General features: G+C 36.9%; 8 protein-coding genes, 2 tRNA genes and 3 rRNA genes. 2 read left to right on the top strand and 11 right to left on the bottom strand.

Going from position 1 to position 22,456, the window contains the following annotated elements; all coding sequences use genetic code 11:
- Window positions 1-256: 256 nt before the first annotated feature.
- Window positions 257-2,530, bottom strand: a complete 2,274-nt coding sequence (locus tag ACQQ6V_RS00095) for a GEVED domain-containing protein (RefSeq protein WP_448843567.1) — start codon at window positions 2,528-2,530, stop codon at window positions 257-259.
- Between the two features lie 414 nt (window positions 2,531-2,944).
- Complete coding sequence (gene dnaE / locus ACQQ6V_RS00090; protein WP_448843566.1) at window positions 2,945-7,597, bottom strand: DNA polymerase III subunit alpha; 4,653 nt, start codon at window positions 7,595-7,597, stop codon at window positions 2,945-2,947.
- A 154-nt stretch (window positions 7,598-7,751) separates the two neighbouring features.
- On the opposite strand from dnaE, the gene ACQQ6V_RS00085 reads away from it, so the two are divergent.
- A complete protein-coding gene (locus ACQQ6V_RS00085; RefSeq protein WP_448843565.1) occupies window positions 7,752-8,465 on the top strand; it encodes a peptidase associated/transthyretin-like domain-containing protein in 714 nt (237 codons plus the stop codon).
- 57 nt (window positions 8,466-8,522) lie between these two features.
- On the opposite strand, the gene ACQQ6V_RS00080 is transcribed toward ACQQ6V_RS00085, so the two are convergent.
- The 4 genes from ACQQ6V_RS00080 to ACQQ6V_RS00065 form a co-directional block, all read right to left on the bottom strand.
- On the bottom strand, window positions 8,523-9,347 hold the full coding sequence (locus tag ACQQ6V_RS00080; RefSeq protein WP_448843564.1) for a GLPGLI family protein: 825 nt from the start codon (window positions 9,345-9,347) through the stop codon (window positions 8,523-8,525).
- Between the two features lie 193 nt (window positions 9,348-9,540).
- Window positions 9,541-13,788 carry an FIDD domain-containing protein gene (locus tag ACQQ6V_RS00075; RefSeq protein ID WP_448843563.1) on the bottom strand — a complete coding sequence of 1,416 codons (4,248 nt, stop codon included), beginning with the start codon at window positions 13,786-13,788 and terminating at the stop codon, window positions 9,541-9,543.
- A gap of 361 nt (window positions 13,789-14,149) precedes the next feature.
- Complete coding sequence (locus tag ACQQ6V_RS00070) at window positions 14,150-14,416, bottom strand: chaperone modulator CbpM (protein ID WP_448843562.1); 267 nt, start codon at window positions 14,414-14,416, stop codon at window positions 14,150-14,152.
- A gap of 1 nt (window position 14,417) precedes the next feature.
- Window positions 14,418-15,323, bottom strand: coding sequence for a DnaJ C-terminal domain-containing protein (locus ACQQ6V_RS00065; RefSeq protein WP_448843561.1), 906 nt, complete (start codon window positions 15,321-15,323; stop codon window positions 14,418-14,420).
- Window positions 15,324-15,449: 126 nt separating this feature from the next.
- Between ACQQ6V_RS00065 and ACQQ6V_RS00060 the strand changes: the two genes are divergently transcribed.
- On the top strand, window positions 15,450-16,259 hold the full coding sequence (locus ACQQ6V_RS00060; protein WP_448843560.1) for a siderophore-interacting protein: 810 nt from the start codon (window positions 15,450-15,452) through the stop codon (window positions 16,257-16,259).
- A 399-nt stretch (window positions 16,260-16,658) separates the two neighbouring features.
- Here the strand turns inward: ACQQ6V_RS00060 and rrf are convergent.
- The 5 genes from rrf to ACQQ6V_RS00035 all read right to left on the bottom strand — a co-directional run bounded on the left by rrf (window position 16,659) and on the right by ACQQ6V_RS00035 (window position 21,810).
- Window positions 16,659-16,766: ribosomal RNA gene (gene rrf, locus ACQQ6V_RS00055) — 5S ribosomal RNA — on the bottom strand.
- A gap of 148 nt (window positions 16,767-16,914) precedes the next feature.
- Window positions 16,915-19,679, bottom strand: a 23S ribosomal RNA gene (locus ACQQ6V_RS00050).
- Between the two features lie 155 nt (window positions 19,680-19,834).
- Window positions 19,835-19,908 (bottom strand) — tRNA-Ala (locus ACQQ6V_RS00045).
- Window positions 19,909-20,008: 100 nt separating this feature from the next.
- Window positions 20,009-20,082: transfer RNA gene (locus ACQQ6V_RS00040), tRNA-Ile, on the bottom strand.
- A 210-nt stretch (window positions 20,083-20,292) separates the two neighbouring features.
- Window positions 20,293-21,810, bottom strand: a 16S ribosomal RNA gene (locus ACQQ6V_RS00035).
- The 16S, 23S and 5S rRNA genes sit together here with 2 tRNA genes alongside, the layout of an rRNA operon.
- Between the last annotated feature and the right edge of the window lie 646 nt (window positions 21,811-22,456).

Genomic DNA, 22,456 nt, shown 5'->3' with positions numbered 1-22,456 from the left:
ATGGCGGGATTTTTTTTGCTAAACTTAAATGTATTTTAAATTAAACCAAAGAAATACCATCTTACTTTATTAACCATAAATCATTTGACAGAATCAAAACTAAAGTAAACAATAGAAGTCATTAAGTACGTTGATTGTAAATTAGATCTATACCCATAAATTATCTTTAATTTAAAAAAAGCATCTACCATTTAACTAAAAAAAAGACACCGAATAAATCCGGTGTCTTTAACAATAAAGTAAGTTTATATAAAGTTTATTCTTTAATAACTTTGAATGACTTAGTCGATCCATTTTCGTAACTAACGGTTACAAAATACATCCCTTTACCAAGATTAGAAAGGTTAAGTTCTTGAGACACTTTAGGCGTAGCAACTACCCTACCAGAAGCATCAACAACGCTAATAGACTTAGCGTCTTTAACATCTGAGATTTTTAATACATCTTTAAATGGATTAGGATATACAGAAACATTAGCTTTGTTAATATCACTTACAGCCTGATATACATTAATATCTAGTGTATAATCTTCCACCTGTCCATATGTAGTATCACCACAAGCAGGACCTTCCACGTTATAATTGGTTCTTACGCGCATACCTGTTTTTCCAAGTTTTGCCGTCGCAGGAATTGTAATACTTCCCGTTGCTAGATTAGTAGCAGTTAAAGAAATTTTTTCATCATTAGAGAAAACACCATCTTGGTTATAATCAATCCAAACTGTCGTCTTATCAGTATCGAATTGAGAAATTGATACTGTCATTTGATAATTTTTGCTTCTTTCTACCGTACCAACTATATGGCTAAAGTTTTCATAACCCGCAGTAGAAGTAGAAGAATTATCGATGTTGGCAAATTGAACTCTTGATATTTTTTCAAATGATGTACTAGTTGCTTTGGCTGCACAGTAAAGTACATTTCCTGTCGTAAACGAAATCTCTGAACATCCCTCTGCATCGCCTATAGCATTGTTCGCCACAACTTTGGCAAAATACTTAGTGTTAGCCGCTAATGTAGCGTTGTAAGAAGTGCCAGATACCACTACACCATCGGCAATATCAGTTCCGCCAGCTGTGGTCCCAATATACACTTTATAACTTGTTGCATTGTTTACAAAATCCCAGGTTAAAGTAGAAACTGGAGATACTCCTGTTGCCGCATCAGCTGGACTTGTAAAGTTTGCACATGACGGAACAGTTGTCGGGTCTGCAATAATTTCAATAGTGTAATCCTCTGCCTGACCGTTACCCATCTGGCTACATCCACTTACTAATGCATCGTGAATAGCAACCCCAGAAAAATTGTATTTAATTCTCATTTTTTTATTCCCTATGGAAACGCCTGCAGGAATAGCAATGTTACCAACCAAAGTAACAGGATTATCCGTTACACCTGTTATTCTGATCATCGACGCAGTGGTATTGAAATAAGCCTCTCCGGCATCATCAAAATCACCATCGTTATTCCAATCAATGAAAACAGACATAGCCCATCCATTATTAGCACCACCATTGGTAGTCCCTTTTACCGTAAGCGGAATACTTGCGATACCTCTTACAAAACTAAATTTAACATTGCTGAAATCTTCATAAGGCGAAAATGAACCAATGGTAGTAACACTAGCATCAGAAGTATGGGTAACACCAGCAAAGCTAACAGACTTAATCGGCGCAACTGCCGCTGCCTGATTAGAAGTTAAAGGGCCACAATAAGCAATTGTACTAGTGGTGCTAAAGCTTATTTCTGAACACCCAGTAGCATCTCCATTTAAGTTAGTTGGTACAACTTTGGCAAACAATGTTTTATCAGTAGGCAAAGATACATTTAGAGAATTTCCTGATACAACCTTATTTAGTACATCAGTTCCTCCAGAAGTAGTCCCAACCATTACCTTATAATTGACAGCTGTTGCTACCGCTGGCCAAGTAAACAAACTATTACCTCCAGATATTGTAGAAGCATTTACAGGCGATGTAAAAGTCGTACATGGAGGAACCGTCGTTGGATTATCTTGCGCTATACTAATATTATCAACAAAGATATTACCTGATCCTGAAACCCTAGTAAACCAAACACCTATCGCATTAGTTTTATTAGGCTGCAGCATGCCAGATGGTAGAGTAGCCGTTAAAGTTGCACAAGTAGTAATTGCATCAGTTGCCAAATCAACAGTAGGACCAAAATTAGTTATTGCCCAAGCGCCAGATTCATCTTTTACAAAATACGCAATATTCAATTTGCCTACAGCACCTGCTCCTTTTTTATAGTTAACAGATGCAGTTACCTGTTGACCATTATTAGTTTGACCGGTAATTTCATTCAGAACAACCATATAGCCTGTATTGGCATTAGTCACAGCAAGCTGCCCCCCGTATGTACCAGAACATGCAGCGGCAGTAGTTCTTGACCCTCCACCAAACTGACCATAAAGAGTCGTATTATACCCTTCTTCAAAATCTCCAATGTAATTAATCTGAGCATTTGCTCCGATTCCCAATGCTAGACAGCACGATAGTAAAAGTTTTTTCATATTCAATAATATATTAATTTAAAACAAATGTATATAAAAAACCAATATAACATGAGAATAAAATAAAATATTTTAAAAACTTTTACCAATTAAATAAAAATAACCAACAATAAAACACCAATAACACAAACATTGAAATTAATAATAAAAACAAATATCAAAACAAAAACCCACAAACACTAAACACAAATAATAAAAACAAACAAATTAAAACATTATTAATAACCACAGAAAACAAAGCAACTTAAAAACATTCGCAAGTCAATTCTCATAAATTAATCAACCTAAAAACAACCATCAATAAATAAAAAATCTCAATAATTTTGATTCCTTTCAAAAAAAAAAAAAAAGACACCGAATAAATCCAGCGTCTTTAGTAAGAAAGTAGCTTATAAAAAGCTTCTTAGATTATTATTAATTAAGAAATATATCATAATTATGAACCTGATTAACAATCTGTAACAGCTCATCGTTAATCCTAACCCGTTGATGCAATGACACCAACTCTATTACACTATTATCTTCTGCATTTTTTACATAAAAACTTAACTTCTGCTCGCCAAAATTATCACCAACAAGATTACTCCTGAAAAAGTCTATATCACTTTGCCGCAAACTATCAAGCGCCACAACCACAGAAAGTCCTTTTGCAAATTTGTCAAACGCCTCCTTAAGCTCAATCACATCATTAACATTCACAAAAACTCGTCCGTCTTTAACTTGAGCAAATTTGATTTTAAAAATAACAAAACGTTGTACTTCTAATTTCTCCTTCAATCGCATATAATCGCGATCTCCTAACCTAAAAGAATAAGATCCAGAATAATCCTCAAGTGTCACAAAAGCTACTTTTTCTCCACTCTTAAAACCATCTTGCACACGATATTCTGTGATTAATCCTGCAACAGAATACTCTTTGCCAGTATCTTTATCTCTATTTCTCCAATCTTTTTTATCAGCTTCTGGCTTTACCAAAGTCGGGAAAACATTGTCTTTAAAAGCATCCAACTCATCCAAATTCAAGAAGTTGAAATTACCTTTTGGTTCTGCTTTGATGGTAACTTCCTCAATCACTTCTTCGATATCGGCATCATCGGTATCGGACAATAACAAATCATCCGTCAAGTTAGGATCATCGTCCTTATCCTCGCTAACCAAATTAGCCGCAGGATCAGCAGGAATATCTTCTTTCTGTTCTTCCAAAATATTTTTCTTGGATAAAACACCTTGCATAAACTGGAATTGATACTTAAATTCATCCAACGGATGCGCAGAAAGATAGAATCCAATACTCTCTTTCTCCTTATTCAACATATGCATATTAGGCCATTCTGCACAAGGCAAAATTTTAGGTTGCTCTATCTGGACTTCATCGGCAAAATCAGCAAACAGAGAATTTTCCATTTCATTTTTACCTTCTTGGAAACTTTGCCCATAACGAATAAGCCTTTCTAGATTTGTTTTCCCAGAATTATCGATGTCAAAATATTGTGCACGGTGAAATTTATCCAAACCATCAAAAGCTCCTGCAATCACAAGACTTTCTGCGACTCTTTTATTAACATGAGAAGATGGCACTCTCTCGAAAAACTCATAGATATTCTTGAATCTCCCATTGGCGCGTTCTTCATTAATCCCTTCACTTGGCCCTTCTCCAATCCCTTTGATTGCTCCTAAACCAAATCTTATTTGACCACGATCATTCACCGCAAATTCATATTCGGATTCATTAACATCTGGTCCTAAAACATCTACGCCCATTGCTTTACAATCCTCCATAAACATGGTAATCTGAGGTGTATTGTTAATGTTATTACTCATCACACTCGCCATATATTCTGCTGGATAATTAGCTTTGAGATACGCTGTATGATAAGCAATTAGAGCATAACACGTGGAGTGAGATTTGTTAAAGGCATATTCTGCAAAGGCTTTCCAGTCATTCCAGATTTTTTCTAAAGGTGCTTCGGCTAGATTATTTTTTTTACCGCCAGCGATAAATTTGGGGTACATCTTGTTAAGCACTTCAATCTGCTTTTTACCCATTGCTTTTCTAAGTGTATCAGCTTCACCTTTTGTAAAGTTGGCTAATTTCTGAGATAACAACATTACCTGCTCTTGATAAACCGTAATCCCGTAAGTTTCTTTAAGATATTCTTCGGTCTCTGGTAAATCGTACACAATTTCTTCAATGCCGTGTTTCCTATTAATAAAGTTAGGAATATATTTAATTGGCCCTGGACGATACAAAGCATTCATGGCAATAAGATCGGCAAAAACTGTCGGCTTAAGCTCACGCATATATTTTTGCATCCCTGGACTTTCATACTGGAAAATCCCAACCGTTCTTCCTTCTTTAAATAGTTGATATGTTTTAGTATCATCCAACGGAATATCGTCTGGATTGATATCTATATTATGTCTTTGTTTAATCAGCTTAATCGCATCTTTAATAATGGTTAAAGTCCTTAATCCTAAGAAATCCATCTTAAGAAGACCAGCACTTTCTGCCACAGAGTTATCAAACTGAGACACCAAGATATCGGCATCTTTAGCCGCAATACTTATTGGTACAAGATTACTAACATCTTCTGGCGTGATAATCACCCCACAAGCATGGATCCCGGTGTTACGAACGCAACCTTCCATCTTTCTAGCACTTTCTAATACTTGATGTCGATCATCAGAAGGATTAGACAAAATCTCTCTCATCTCAAGAACCAACGGTTGATCTTCCGGTTTGAGTTTATCAAATTTATCTAAAGCTTTCTTGATGTTCATCCCTGGCACTGGCGGAATTAACTTCGCTATATTATTAGTCTCGGGAATAGAAATATCCAATACTCTACCAGCATCTTTAATCGCAGATTTGCCCCCCAAAATAGAATAGGTAATAATCTGTGCCACCTGCATTTTTCCATATTTCTCGACTACCCATTTTATGATTCTATCTCTCCCTTCATCATCAAAATCGATATCAATATCTGGCATAGAGACACGCTCCGGATTAAGAAAACGCTCAAATAGCAAGTCGTACTTGATAGGATCTACATTGGTAATCCCAATGGTATAAGCTACTGCAGAACCAGCTGCAGAACCACGACCTGGACCAACCCAAACGCCCATATTTCTAGCTTCATTACAGAAATCCTGTACAATTAAGAAATATCCTGGATAACCTGTATTGGCAATAACATCTAACTCAAAATCTAATCGTTCTTTGATCTCATCGGTAATCCCAGTTTCTACATATCTTTTTTTAGCGCCTTCATAAGTCAAGTGCGTTAGATAAGCCATCTCACCACGTTTACCACCATCTATATCATCTTCTGCATGGATAAACTCTGCTGGAATATCAAACTTCGGCAATAAAACATCACGCTTTAAGGTATAAGGTTTGAACTTTGCAAAGAAATCATCATAAGCATCAAAGGCATCCGGATAAGCCAAAAACGCTTGCTTTACTTCATCTGGACTTTTGATATAATAATCTTGTGTAGACAAGCCTCTTCTTTTACCAAATCCTTTACCAATAGGCGTTGACAGTTTTTCTCCATCTTTAATACAACTGATAATATCTTGGATGTTAGCATCAGATTTATCGGTGTAGAAAGTTTCGTTTTGAGCTAAAATTTTAACATCATATTTTTCCGCGAACTGAAGCAAAACTTCATTAAGGTGTTCTTCTTCTGGTAAATTATGATTCTGAATCTGAACGTAAAAATCATCCCCGAATTCGTCTTTCCACCACTTAAAAAGTTCCTCACCTTTTTGCTCACCTACATTAAGAATAGCTTCTGGAATATTACCATTAATATTAGACGTTAAGGCAATTAATCCTTCTTTATATTGAGAAATCAACTCTCTACTAACTCTCGGAACTCCGAAATAAAAACCTTTCATAAAGCCAATACTAGACAATTTTGCAAGATTTTTATACCCTTCGAAATCCTTAGCCAACAACACCATTTGTGTCCTTTTATCAGGATCATCTTTGGTAAATTGCTTTTGCTCATATCGATCAGAAATATAAAATTCACATCCCAAAACTGGAATCAACGGTTCTTTCTGAGGTTCTTCTTCTGTGAAAGCTTCTGATTTTTCTTCGGCTTCTGCTTTTTTATCTAGATAAGCTTGATAGGCTTTTTTACGATCTCCATTAACTCCTTCTACAGCAGAAATAAACTTGAACGCGCCCATCATATTTCCCAAATCTACCATGCCAACAGCTGGATAGTTAGCCTGTGTAGCTTTCTTAATAAGATCTGCAATTGCGGAAGATGCCGTTAATGTAGAGTAAACACTATGATTATTGAAATTAAAATATTTCCCTAAATCAATGTCATCTATACTCCCTACATCTTGTTTTTTCTTTTTATTATTAAAACCTGCAACTTGTCTTCTGATAACAATTGCAAATGGTTTAATTGGATCTGGATGACTATTAATATATTGATTGAGAACGTCATCAGTAGTTTTAAGATCTTCGGAAGGAATAAGCCCAATCCTCATCATCTCGAAAAAAACCTGTGCTGTTGCATTAACATCCGCCGCCGCATTATGCGCCTCATCAAAACTAAAACCGTATAACTTCTCGTACAGTTCTCCTAACTTGGGAGACTTGTAACGTCCATTTCTACCACCGCCCAGCTTACAATAATCCGTACCAATAATCATGGTATCGGCCTTCTTGATTGGCTGAAGGTTATCCTCCATTTCTTTACGGAAAAACTCTGCCCCAACAATATTGTAGTCAAATTCTACATTATGACCAGAGACAATTCTTGTTCTTTCTAAAACTTCGGAAAATTCTTGCAAAACTTCCTTTAGATCACGACCTTCGTCTTGAGCCATTTTTGTGGTAATCCCGTGAATTCTTGTTGCATTAAAGGGAATATCGTAACCTTCTGGCTTGATGATATAATCCTGATTTTCTAATAACTCCCCATTGTCATCATGCAGTTGCCAAGCAATCTGCACCATACGTGGCCAGTTATCAGAATCTGAAAGTGGTGCGTTAAAATTCTTTGGTAATCCCGTGGTTTCGGTATCGAAAACTAAGTACATTGAAGTTACAATTTTGTGTAAATTTACGATATAATTAGGCACAAAAAAAACCTCGGGTTTTCTTGATTTTGTTAAAAATTTATAAAAAAGTTAATCCTTGTTAAATCTATTAGCAATTAGCTTTTAAAAATTACATTTGCTAAAAAAATAGCCTTTGAGAAAACTTTTATTCTTTATTCTTTTTGTAGTTTCTAATAGTGTATTTTCTCAAAATATAAGCGGAAAAGTATTTTTTGACAATCAGGTTAGCGTAGCGTCTGTTACCATCATCAACTTGAATAATGGTCAAAAATCTTACAGTGATATGGATGGGAATTTTAGCATCAATGCCCAATTAGGCGATGAAATTAGATTGATAAAACCAAGCTACGAAAGAGCATCTTTTATTGTAACGCAAAACAGTAATCCGGTTATCATCAACTTAATAAAAATAACAGAGATAGAACCTGTTATTGTTAAAAAAGCACCAACCGGCAATCTCGAAACAGACACCAAAAATTTAGGAGAAAACCTACCTAAAAAGAAACTCAACAGCGATCTCCGTTCTTATTATAAAACCTACTCAACCAAAGACATACTAGATCCGAAACCTGGAGAATTTGTACAACCAGTAGGCCCAGGCATAGCTATTGGCGCAATAGATAATCAATGGACAACAACCGATTTTGCAATATGGATAAGATCAACATTGACAGAAAACTATTTTCTAACTATGGATATTAAACCATCAGAAATAGACACATTTATCTACTATTCTTTAAGAGATTTTGCCCAAGCTAAAATTTTAAAATATGCTTATTGTTCTGATAAGGACTTAGGATTATTAACGGTACATTTTGAGAAAAAAATAAAAGAATTCAGGAAATAATTTAGACAAAAAAAACAGCCATTTTGTAAAGCTGTTTTTTTTATTTTGAATTTAAATTTACATTTCCCATTCGTAGATTTTTTCTACTCCTGTCCTGTAATTGATTTCCATTTTAGTACCTGCGGGTAGATTTTTAAGAACTTCTTGGGCGTCTTTTTTTCGTGCCTCATCATTCATCTTTACAAAATCTTCCATTTTTATTTCTTTTTTACCTTTTGCATTTGGTTGGTAATCTATCACAGTTTTATCATCAACCGTAACTTCCTCTGCATTCCAGATTTTAAAATCTTGACCATCTACCCTAACATCCAAAATTAATCCTGGTAAACCAAAAAACTTATACGGCCCAGTAGAATAAGGTAAATCTTTTGCAAAATAGGCGGTGATATTAGAACCCCGGAAGTAAGCCGTAGCTTTGGTACAAGTATAACCCGCTATTTTTTTTGTATTTTTATCATCAATTTTCCAATTGGGCTTTGTTACTTTATCATCAATAAGATAAAGCTGAGGAAGATTTTTGGCGTCATCATAAGCTGTAAAGTACATTTCTCTCACATTATTATCTTTTGTAAGATTAGAATAAAAATAAAATGGCTTTACAGTATTAACAGGCTTGTTTAAAGAAAATCCTAAACCATTAGGACGAACTAATGTTATATTCTGAGTCCAACCATTATTAGTAGTACCCGATACCTGAACCGTTTTTGTAATAATAGAATCTTGGATTGAGGCTACTTTTCCATCTTTAATGTATAAATCTTCGTAAGAACTCCACATCGGCGAACGGATATACTTATACCTTACATGCACTTGTTGCCCATAAAAATTACAAAAACTGAGTATTAAACAAAATATTACGATTCTAAAAATACTTATATTCATAGCTATAAAATTTATTGAGTTACACCACATTAAAATCAAGAATACCCTTGGGAAAGTTTTTAGTCAACAGGATAAATATACACGTAAATTTAGATTTATAATTATATTTTTTAGTTAAATTTCAAATCATTTCATTATGTTAAATAAAAAATAATTTAAATAATTAAAAAAAACTCAAAACAAAGAACGAGAGTTAATTTCTATTCTTCAGCAATATCCAACCCGTAAACACTCGCCCATCTGGCAAGCTTAGAACATACCAATAATCTGCTGTAGAAAGGCTTCTACCATTATGTTGACCTGACCAAACTAGTTGCGTTGCACTTGATTGCTCAAATACTTCTAAACCTGATCTGTCATGTATTTTAATATTAGACAATTTTCCCTCGAAGACATTTAAATTATCAAAAACCCAAACATCATTAACACCATCTCCATTAGGCGTAAATGCATTGAGAACCTTAACGACAAGTCCTTTTTTAATCTCACCAAGACAATCACTTCCAAAAAATTTAACATAAAAAGTAACCACTCCTTCTGGCAAATTATTGAAAACATTAGAATCTTGCCAAATGATACCATCAAGAGAATATAATATTTTCTTACTACCCGTAGCTACAACAGTATAAGAACTTCCGTTAGGGATTAGCTGCGTAATAATAGGAACTTCATAAGCTTTGACATTAAAATTTGTTACAAAAGAACATCCATTATTAGCCGTGACTTTTATTTGATAAACACCCGCTTCTTTTATTTTATCTATAAAGTTTTTGGTTGAAATAATATCACCCTTTGGATTTTTCCACTCGAAGGTTTTTATATCCAATCCACTCCAATTAGGTTCAATTTTGATCCCTACACCTGGACAGAAATAATAATCTGGCAGGGTGAACATTGGTGTTTTTTTCAACTGGATCGAGATAGTTGTCAATTGTGGACAAAGCCCAGGTCTAGAAACCATTACATAAATTGGTTTTGTATGTAGCGATACATCATAAGCAAATAAAGTAGGCGACTTGATTACATTGGTATTTTGCTGAAGATCTTTAAGCGTTGGATAATAACTAAAGCTTGCTTGCGGGTGATTTAAAATTCGTTTTTGAAACTGCGTAAGATCAACTATTTCTTTACCATCATTACCATTATCACACACATTATTAAGAACAAATGGGCCTGCATTCTGTAAGACAACAGATTGATTGGTTTCAAAATCAATGTAATTAACATCCTTGCAGTCTGCTAGATTCTCTATTCTCACCCAAAGTCTTGCAGGAAAAGGATTAGCGCTAAAATTTTCTGGGTTAGGAATCCTATTAATCCCTTGCGTTGCATCAGACTTAGAATAGTAAAAAGAGAATTTGTTATGAGCAGATGCAACGACTACCATTTGATTTTTGTAATCCATTAAGTTAACATCCATAATACCATCCAGATTATTATCGCATATTTTAATTTTAGAAATAATAGCCTTAGGCGGAAAATATGTTTTCAACTCAATTGACTGAACAGAAAAGCAATTGGTTACTTTATTTTGAAATCTTACCCAGAAAAAAACTGATGCAAATTTTGTCATTTGCTTTACGTTAACACTTTTAGAAATATCTCCTGCATTAGCTTCTGCTTCGGTTTCGTAATAACTAATCGTGTAATTAGAAATTGGAGAAGCATTATCTACAGAACTAAAAACTTGTGGCAAAGCATCTGACAACGTAAATGTTTCGAAAAAATTAAAATCAAAATCACATATTTCTAATACAGCTGGCTTAAGAATAGGAGCTCCGATAAAATTAATTTTCAATGCTAACTGAGTCGCAGAGTAACAATTGGATGATTTGAAAATCGTTTTAACATAAACTACCTCAGAAGCTGTAGAAAGAAATGCTTTCGGGTTGCTAATCAAATTAGAAAACGTATGATTAGCAGAGTTATAATTTTTATAATACTCGAAAGTATAAAGACTTGCATTTTTGACAATACTATTTTCGTACTTCGTGATATCTAATATCTCTGTCGCATCATTATTATTGTCACACACATTGTTTTCTACTGCTTGATAAGACTGTACAGTATCTGGCGTAGAGATTAAAGTAACAGAAATAGGATAAACTTGTGCACAGCCGTACGCCACTATTCTTACAAAAACAGTTTTAGAAGAAATAACTTCCACAGTTGTCAGTGGATTTTGGTTAGCCAAAGCTTCTGCTTGTGTATTAAAATAGGATACTTTAGCATTTTGATTCCCTATCAACTCCACAGAAAATTTAGTTAAACTCACAAATTCTTTAGAGTCATTATCAACATCACAAACAGTAAAACTATTTTTGAAAATTTTAGGAAAAACTAAAGTCACTTTTATTTCTCTAACAATAAAACATCCCGTCTCATCTTCAAAACGAACATAAAAACTTTTAGATGGATAATTACCATCTTCTGTAATCATCTGTAGCGGGCTAATCATCGTTAAAGGATCACCTTTTACCGCATCATCTTTTGAAGAATAAAAAGTCTTTACAACACCCGTTAACGGTAAAATTAGCATATTTTTGGACAAGTCATCCAGATCAAATTGTACATCTTGACTACCATCAAAACAGATATATGCAATTTTATCATCCGCCTGAAAAGGCTTGAAGGTAACATCCAAATTAATAACTGCGATAGAATAACAACCTCCAGGATATTCTACTCTAACATAAATTTTCTGAAGTTTGTTTTTTATATTTTTCACCTCTCCACCAGTGCCACTAGTAGCACTTGCTAGACTGCTATAAAACCTTATTAATAAATTAGGATCATTAGGATTAGAAACTACCAAATGTGCCAAATTATCAAAAAACTCATAAGGCTCCAGATTATCACCAATAAAATCACATGTCTCTACAGGAAAATCTATAGGCGTATTAACAATTGGCGCTGAACTAAATACGATACTAATTGGTCCAAAAACCTTCTCGCAACCTTTTACATCTGATCTTATCCAAAGTTGAGTTGCAGCAGTTAGACGTGCAGTTGTTACGCTATTAACATTATTCTGAGCATCACTTTGGCTCAAAAAATACTTAATATTAAGTCCTTGAAAATTATCAAATAATTGCCCGTTAAGTTTTGACAATACATAAGCATTCTCTACTCCATCTGCCTGTACATCACAAATATCAACACTATCTTTTTTTAGGATACTACTAATAAAATTAAACGTAAGTTCTGCAATACGGTAGCATGTTGGAGATGATAGATTAGAAATTCTCACAAAATATTTTTCTCCTCCTTTAATCTCTATATTTTGATAAGGTTGTGGATTACTATTATTCTGAGCATCCGCCAATGTTAAAAAAAACTCATAACGGAAAGATTGATAATTCCTTTTTACTAAAGATTGTTTATAAATATCATCATCAAGATTGGTAAAAATAGATGTGCTTGTGGTACAAAAAATATGTTTATAGTTTTTAACTAACGGAAAATTAGGATCAAAACTAACTTTAATATCATCTGATAAAACATAGTTGGCATTACCACAAATATTGTAACTAGCCTCTGCCGTATAGACTTCTTCGTCATCAGGACAAACACTAACATTAGCACCAGTCGCTACCCATTCTTTTTTAGAATTATACCATTGGATAGTTGGTATAATCTCTGCTCCTGCAGGAGAAAATCTCCAAGCTTCTTTCTGCGCAGTCCATACTCCCGTATTTCTATTATTTGGAGAGTATCCTAACGTTCCATCTTGATTTTGAATACCTATTAAAGTTTTTTCATTTTTTATAGAAAAACAAGGATTAGGCTTTTCGTCTACGTAGATTTCTATTTCATTGGTTCCTTCATAGAGAATAATTTGTGATGAAGAACGATCTTGGCAACCAGCAATAATACCTTTATAGAAATTAACAATCAATCTTCTGCAAGGTGCCTGACCTTCTATTGTATAATAAATTTCGGACTCATCGTTATCTGGAAAAACCAAATCTTGCATAACTCCAAAAACCGAATTAGTTGGTAATTGTGGATTAGGATTTTTATGCGAAATATTAGGAAACGAAATAGCATCTCCATCCATATTAGACATATCAAATGTAATTAATCCATTAGTACCAATGGCAATTTCGTTATAATTAATCCCGAAAAAACAAAAATTGAAAGGCAAATTAACAGCTTTTACAAAAAGGTCATCAGCCACGACATTAAGCGGCGTACCATAATTGTACGGCACTGGTGGTTTATAAGTTATAGACTCTGTTTTGTAGGTATCTGTAGCATAAAATTTAGGATAAGTTAGCAGCAAAGACAAACAAGAATTATGATTGGTAAGGGGATAGCTGCAATCTACGTTAACGTCTTGATTACCTAATATATCCTTCGCAACTACGCCCGAACAAATTTGAGCATTAGTTAAACAATTGATTAAAATTATAAAAAATAACAACGCTCTCATACTCATTCTATATTTATATTAAAACAAATTTATGATTTATATAAATATAAAACGTTATTATTATTAAAAATTAAAATTAATTTACAATAAATTAAATAAACTATTAAACATCAAGCAATTAGAATTAAAAAGCAGTAAAAACAAATCTTAATATATAATTTAAAAAAATTGCTCAATTATGTTAAAACATTGTACAAAACCTTTAAATACAATGTTTTAATAAAAATTAATCTCACAACAATCCAAAATAAAATAAACCAATTAGAAGAAATAAAAATATTTTTTTTATAACTAAACGCAGCAAAAAACCTCCTATTTAAAGCAAAAAAGGAGAATAAAGTGATACATCACGCAAGACTAATAAGACTTATTTTTTCATAGATATACTCGCCTGTCTAAGTTGGTTAATCTGCTGTAATAATTTATTTATAATTTCAATACCTGCAATATTAACCTCTAGATCATAATGCCAGTTGATGAATTTCTCAAGATTTAATAAATCATCATGAACAATATATTGGACCGTATCTTCTACCTCAGGATGTAACAATTCTGACTCTATCAAAGCTTCTATAAAGCTATTATCAACTTGATATACACTAATGATTTCTTCTACAGATATTCTAGCAACCATATTAAGAATTTTTTAATTGTTCAATAATTTCCTTTTGCTTTTCGGTTAGATTTTTTGGAAGCTGTACTTTGTACGTCACAAAAAGATCTCCAAAACTTCCTTCTTTCTTATAAACAGGAAAACCTTTTCCCTTAAGTCTAACTTTAGTATCGGGTTGAGTCTCGGGTTTAACTTTAAGATTAACATTTCCCGTTAAAGTAGGCACCATTACATCACCACCTAAGAGCGCAGTATAGAGATCAATCTCTACTTCTGTAGTAAGATCATCACCATTTCTCATGAAAAGCTTATCTTCTAAAATATTGAAAGTAATATACAAGTCACCACTTGGACCACCGTTAATACCTGGATTTCCGTGACCATTAAGTTTTATTTTCTGTCCATCATATATGCCAGACGGAATTGTAATCCTAACTTTCTTACCATTAATCTCGAAAGTCTGTTGGTGTGTATTAGCCGCGTCTTTTAGGCTAAGACTAAGCTCTGCTGCAACATCTTCGCCTTTATATTTCCCCGCAGCACTACCTCGAGAACTACGTCCGAAACCACCAGCAGAACCTCCAAACATAGACTGAAAAAAGTCCGAAAAATCTCCACTTTCGCCAAAATCAGCTCCAGAAAAAGTACCGCCTGATGAGTTAGAATATTGGTGTTGTTGCTGCGCTTTTTCGTATTCTTCACCGTGTTTCCAATTTTCTCCATATTTATCATATTTAGCGCGATGTTCAGGATTACTAAGAACTTCATTAGCTTCATTCAGCTCTTTGAATTGCCTTTCCGCCTCTTTATCACCTGGATTAAGATCAGGATGTAGCTTTCTTGCAAGTCTACGATAAGCTTTCTTAATATCGTCTTGTGATGCAGATTTACCAACATCCAATACTTTATAATAATCGATATAAGGCATAATTAAATATTATTTCTATCAAATTTAAAAAAATACAATTACAAAGCATATCAAATTAAAGTAAAAAAAAGCAACTCTTATTTAGAATTATTATAAATTAAGCGTTAACTTTGCTAAAATTAAAAAATGAAAAATATTTATACAGATGTATATCATCTTAAAAAGAGGACATATATCACCCCGCATTACATCAGATTAGCATTAGGAAACGAGAATATTGATAAGGTTAAAGATTCAACATTCGGTAGTAATAATAAAGTTTATATTGCCCCAGCAGGCAAAACAAAAGTGCACTTTCCTGAATTTAACTATGAAAAAATGGAATGGAAACCGATGAGCGACGATATAAAACCACACATCAGAACTTACACTCATAGGGGTATTAATTTAGAAAATAAAGAAATATATGTAGACTTTGTAGCTCATGGTGACGAAGGCCCTGCTTCTAATTTTGCCATCAATGCGCCAATAGGCTCTGAGCTAGGAATCTCTATGAAAACAGATCCTTCTCCATTATATCCAGATGCAGAAGATTATCTTCTAGTAGGTGATGCAACAGCAATTCCTGTCCTTGCATGCATATTAGAAAGTCTTCCGGCAGATGTACAAGTACATACCATTATAGAAGTAATTTCACCAGAAGATATTCACACAATAGAAACCAATGCAAAAGCAAGCTTCGAGTGGATTATCAATCCAACTCCAGCCAAAAATTCTACTCTAGCAGCTAAAGCTAAAGCTCATACTGAGAAAATGAATCCTAAATCACGATTCGCATATATTGCAGCAGAATTTAGCGCTGTAAAAGAAATTAGAACCTTTCTAAGAAAAGAAAAATCATGGACAAAAGATGAGCTTTATGCCTATTCTTATTGGAAATTTGGAAAATCTGAAACAGGATCAGAAAAAGAACGCCGCGAGGAATTATCAGAATAACTTTTTCTATAGCGCTTGCCCTATCCTTCCTTGCTTAAGTCCAGCCTTAGGCTATGTCACCGGGCTATCCGCTACTATCTTTTTCTTTTTTCCAGTGTCTATCTTTCGTTGTTTAGAACTTCATCAGCTCAAAATCTATTACAATAATCACCAGAAGCCAAAAGAAAAAGGATAACCGCTTCTATCCCTAGCGCGAGAACGATGCGACAATTCGAGGATATGGAGATACGGTAATATGACGATTTGTTGATTTGCTGATGCGGTATATGCCATTTCGTTTCTCATGTCTTTTCATCACATTTCTAATATCTAACTTCTAAAGTTTAATATCTTTCGTCATTTTTCAAAAGTATGGACCAAAAAAAAGCTCAATCAACTAAATGATTGAGCTTTTAAAAAAACTGGCGGCGACCTACTCTCCCGCGTTAGCAGTACCATCGGCGCTAGAGGGCTTAACTTCTGTGTTCGGAATGGGAACAGGTGAGCCCCTCTGCTAAAACCACCCTAAATAAGGTATATTTTAGTTTTGGGTATTTAGTTTTGGGTATTTAGCATTCATACTAAAAACAATACACTAAAAACTAAAAACTATGTTTATCGATAAAAACGTTCACAAAGACAAAACCTTTGGCGCGCAAACTTGCGCTTTACAATAGGCTATAAATCTACGGGTAATTAGTACTACTTGGCTATGACATTACTGCCTTTACACCTATAGCCTATCAACGTGGTCATCTCCCACGACCCTTAAAAGAAGTCTAATCTTGCGGCGAGTTTCGCACTTATATGCTTTCAGTGCTTATCTCTTCCAAACGTAGCTACTCAGCGGTGCACCTGGCGGTACAACTGATACACCAGAGGTTTGTTCAACACGGTCCTCTCGTACTAGAGTCAAGTCCGCTCAAACTTCTAACGCCCGCAATAGATAGAGACCGAACTGTCTCACGACGTTCTGAACCCAGCTCGCGTGCCACTTTAATGGGCGAACAGCCCAACCCTTGGACCTTCTCCAGCCCCAGGATGTGACGAGCCGACATCGAGGTGCCGAACCTCCCCGTCGATGTGAGCTCTTGGGGGAGACTAGCCTGTTATCCCCGGAGTACCTTTTATCCTATGAGCGATGGCCCTTCCATACGGAACCACCGGATCACTATGTCCTGCTTTCGCACCTGATCGACTTGTTGGTCTCACAGTCAAGCACCCTTATGCCATTACACTCTACGCACGGTTACCAAGCGTGCTGAGGGTACCTTTGAAAGCCTCCGTTACTCTTTTGGAGGCGACCACCCCAGTCAAACTACCCACCACGCAATGTCCTTCTAAAAGAAGTTAGGCTTCAAGTAAGTAAAGGGTGGTATTTCAACGTTGACTCCACAAACACTAGCGTGCCTGCTTCAAAGTCTCCCACCTATCCTACACATTACTTACTCAAAGTCAATACGAAGTTATAGTAAAGGTTCACAGGGTCTTTTCGTCCCATTGCGGGTAATCGGCATCTTCACCGATACTACAATTTCACCGAGCTCGTGGCTGAGACAGTGCCCAGATCGTTACACCATTCGTGCAGGTCGGAACTTACCCGACAAGGAATTTCGCTACCTTAGGACCGTTATAGTTACGGCCGCCGTTTACTGGGGCTTCAGTCAAACGCTTCGCTTACGCTAACGCCCTTCCTTAACCTTCCAGCACCGGGCAGGTGTCAGACCCTATACAGCATCTTTCGATTTAGCAGAGTCCTGTGTTTTTGATAAACAGTCGCCTGGGCCTCTTCACTGCGGCCAACATTGCTGTTGGCGTCTCTTCTTCCGAAGTTACGAGACTATTTTGCCTAGTTCCTTAGCCACGACTCACTCGAGCACCTTAGGATTCTCTCCTCGACTACCTGTGTCGGTTTTGGTACGGGTTGCTTCACTTCGGCTTTTCTTGGAAGCGCTTTCCTTACAACAACTTCGCCCGAAGGCTAGGTCTTGACTATTCCGTCAGTCTCCAGTAAGTACGGCACTCCGTCCCCTTTTTAGTGTGAGCAAGTATGGGAATATTAACCCATTGTCCATCCACTTCCCCGTTCGGGTTCGCGTTAGGTCCCGACTAACCCTCAGCTGATTAGCATGGCTGAGGAAACCTTAGTCTTTCGGTGAGGGGGTTTCTCGCCCCCTTTATCGTTACTTATGCCTACATTTTCTTTTCTATCCGCTCCACAATACCTCACGATACTGCTTCGGCGCAAATAGAATGCTCTCCTACCAGATATACCCCTAAGGTATAAATCCATAGCTTCGGTAATATGTTTATGCCCGATTATTATCCATGCCGGACCGCTCGACTAGTGAGCTGTTACGCACTCTTTAAATGAATGGCTGCTTCCAAGCCAACATCCTAGCTGTCAATGCAGTCCAACCGCGTTATTTCAACTTAACATATATTTGGGACCTTAGCTGTTGGTCTGGGTTCTTTCCCTCTCGGACATGGACCTTAGCACCCATGCCCTCACTGCCGTAGAACATTTATTAGCATTCGGAGTTTGTCAGGAATTGGTAGGATTTGACTCCCCCGCATCCAATCAGTAGCTCTACCTCTAATAAACTTATATACGACGCTGCACCTAAATGCATTTCGGAGAGTACGAGCTATCTCCCAGTTTGATTGGCCTTTCACCCCTACCCACAAGTCATCCGAAGACTTTTCAACGTCAACCGGTTCGGTCCTCCACTTTGTGTTACCAAAGCTTCAACCTGCCCATGGGTAGATCACAAGGTTTCGCGTCTAATACTACTAACTAAGCGCCCTATTCAAACTCGCTTTCGCTCCGGCTCTTGGACCTGAAGTCCTTAACCTCGCTAGTAACATTAACTCGTAGGCTCATTATGCAAAAGGCACGCCGTCACTCAACTTGTGAGCTCCGACCGCTTGTAGGCGTACGGTTTCAGGTTCTATTTCACCCTTCTATTCGAAGTGCTTTTCACCTTTCCTTCACAGTACTTGTTCACTATCGGTCTTTCAGGAGTATTTAGCCTTGGAGGATAGTCCCCCCATATTCAGACAGGATTTCACGTGTCCCGCCATACTCATTTATCATCTAAATATACCTTTCGAATACCGGGCTATCACCGTCTACGGCTGTTCTTTCCAGAACATTCTTCTAAATATATAAAGACTTTTGGGCTAATCCGCGTTCGCTCGCCACTACTTACGGAATCTCTTCGATTTCTTTTCCTCCGGGTACTTAGATGTTTCAGTTCTCCGGGTTTGCTTCTCAATGTAAACATCAAGATGACTGGTCTTCAACCAGACGGGTTGCCCCATTCGGACATCTGCGGATCAATTCGTGTGTGCCGATCCCCGCAGCTTTTCGCAGCTTACCACGTCCTTCTTCGCCTCTGAAAGCCTAGGCATCCGCCATACGCCCTTAACGATTTCTTTCCTATTGGTTACTCAAGCGCTTGTTTGCGCTCGGTTTTCTCTTTGTGATGTCTTTACCGTTAATGTCAATGATCTTTGTTTTCTTCTTATTTGTCTGATGAACAATTGTTGTTTTTGGCTCCAATCGTAACTTTTAAATCAAACTCCTAAAACTGTGGAGAATAAGGGAGTCGAACCCTTGACCTCCTGCGTGCAAGGCAGGCGCTCTAGCCAGCTGAGCTAATTCCCCCTCTAGTTAAGATGTTAGATGATAGATATTAGATATTAGACTTTTGCTTGCGCATATATCTAACTTCTAAATTCTGACCTCTAACCTCTATTCCAATTAGTAGTCTCGGGCAGGCTCGAACTGCCGACCTCTACATTATCAGTGTAGCGCTCTAACCAGCTGAGCTACGAGACTTCGTTTTAGATGTTAGATAATAGAGGTTAGACTAATTTCTAACTTCTAATTCCTAACTTCTTTTTCCAAATCTCTTCCCTATACTAATTTCTAGTGGGTTTATCTTTTTTTATATATCCAACCGAGTAAAAAAACCAAAACTTGTAGTTTTGTCTAAGGTCTTGTTGTCAATCTAATGACTTGTACGTTTTTCGTCTTAAAGACGCTCTAAAATGAGATGTTCCAGCCGCACCTTCCGGTACGGCTACCTTGTTACGACTTAGCCCTAGTTACCTGTTTTACCCTAGGCAGCTCCTGTTACGGTCACCGACTTCAGGTACCCCAGACTTCCATGGCTTGACGGGCGGTGTGTACAAGGCCCGGGAACGTATTCACCGCGCCATGGCTGATGCGCGATTACTAGCGATTCCAGCTTCATAGAGTCGAGTTGCAGACTCCAATCCGAACTGAGAACGGCTTTCGAGATTTGCATCCAGTCGCCTGGTAGCGTCCCTCTGTACCGTCCATTGTAGCACGTGTGTGGCCCAAGGCGTAAGGGCCGTGATGATTTGACGTCATCCCCACCTTCCTCTCTACTTGCGTAGGCAGTCTCACTAGAGTCCTCAACTTAATGTTAGCAACTAGTGACAGGGGTTGCGCTCGTTGCAGGACTTAACCTAACACCTCACGGCACGAGCTGACGACAACCATGCAGCACCTTGAAAATTGTCCGAAGAAAAGTCTATTTCTAAACCTGTCAATTCCCATTTAAGCCTTGGTAAGGCTTCCTCGCGTATCATCGAATTAAACCACATGCTCCACCGCTTGTGCTGGCCACCGTCAATTCCTTTGAGTTTCATTCTTGCGAACGTACTCCCCAGGTGGCTAACTTATCACTTTCGCTTAGTCTCTGAAACCTAAATCCCAAAAACGAGTTAGCATCGTTTACGGCGTGGACTACCAGGGTATCTAATCCTGTTCGCTCCCCACGCTTTCGTCCATCAGCGTCAGTTAAAACATAGTGACCTGCCTTCGCAATTGGTGTTCTAAGTAATATCTATGCATTTCACCGCTACACTACTTATTCCAGCCACTTCTACTTTACTCAAGACTTGCAGTATCAATGGCAGTTCGACAGTTAAGCTGCCGGATTTCACCACTGACTTACAAGCCCGCCTACGGACCCTTTAAACCCAATAAATCCGGATAACGCTTGCACCCTCCGTATTACCGCGGCTGCTGGCACGGAGTTAGCCGGTGCTTATTCATATAGTACCTTCAGCTACTTACACGTAAGTAGGTTTATCCCTATATAAAAGAAGTTTACAATCCATAGAACCGTCGTCCTTCACGCGGGATGGCTGGATCAGGCTCTCACCCATTGTCCAATATTCCTCACTGCTGCCTCCCGTAGGAGTCTGGTCCGTGTCTCAGTACCAGTGTGGGGGATCACCCTCTCAGGCCCCCTAAAGATCGTAGACTTGGTGAGCCGTTACCTCACCAACTATCTAATCTTGCGCGTGCCCATCTTTATCCACCGGAGTTTTCAATAAATCAAGATGCCTTGACTCATATTATGGAGTATTAATCCGAATTTCTTCGGGCTATCCCCCTGATAAAGGTAGGTTGCACACGTGTTACGCACCCGTGCGCCGCTCTCAATGTCCCGAAGGACATCTACCGCTCGGCTTGCATGTGTTAGGCCTCCCGCTAGCGTTCATCCTGAGCCAGGATCAAACTCTCCATTGTATGTTGGTTTGTCCTTAAACTCTACTCAATCCTAAAATTGACGCTTTGGTTTTTTTTCCTTACTTGGTTGTTATATGTTATTTCAATGATCTATATTCTTCTCGCTTTTCTATCAGGAATCTTCTCTGTCAGTCGTCCCTGATTTGCGAGTGCAAAAGTAAAAACTTTTTCCGATATACACAACTCTTATTATTACTATTTTTCTTAGCCATAATAATCATCAAAACATATCTTATACTCTACTCCTACGCTTGCTAATCTATCTCGATTTGCGTTTGCAAAAGTAAAACTTTTTATCAATACTCGCAAATAAAATTTATATTTATTTTTTGAGAATCTTTATAGTTTATGTCATCTTTACTGCTTCTGCGCCGCTCTTATCTCTAATTGCGACTGCAAAGGTAAGCTCTTTACATATCCCCCGCAAACTTATTGTGAACTATTTATTAACGCATCCTTAAACACCCTGAAATTCAATGCTCTTTTTTTAATCTTAGTCTTCAGACATGGATATGGGATTCGAAGATTGCAAAATGCAAGGTTGAAACAATACAGCGATAAGCCATATAACATACGCCTATCGAATTAGACAAACCTATCTTTTTTAACGGGAAGAATACGATTTTAAATAATGAAAGTAAGCTTC

It is taken from the genome of Chryseobacterium electrogenes (assembly GCF_053553015.1).
The sequence above is the reverse complement of the archived record's forward strand: the minus strand, read 5'-3'. Positions and strand labels throughout refer to the sequence as shown.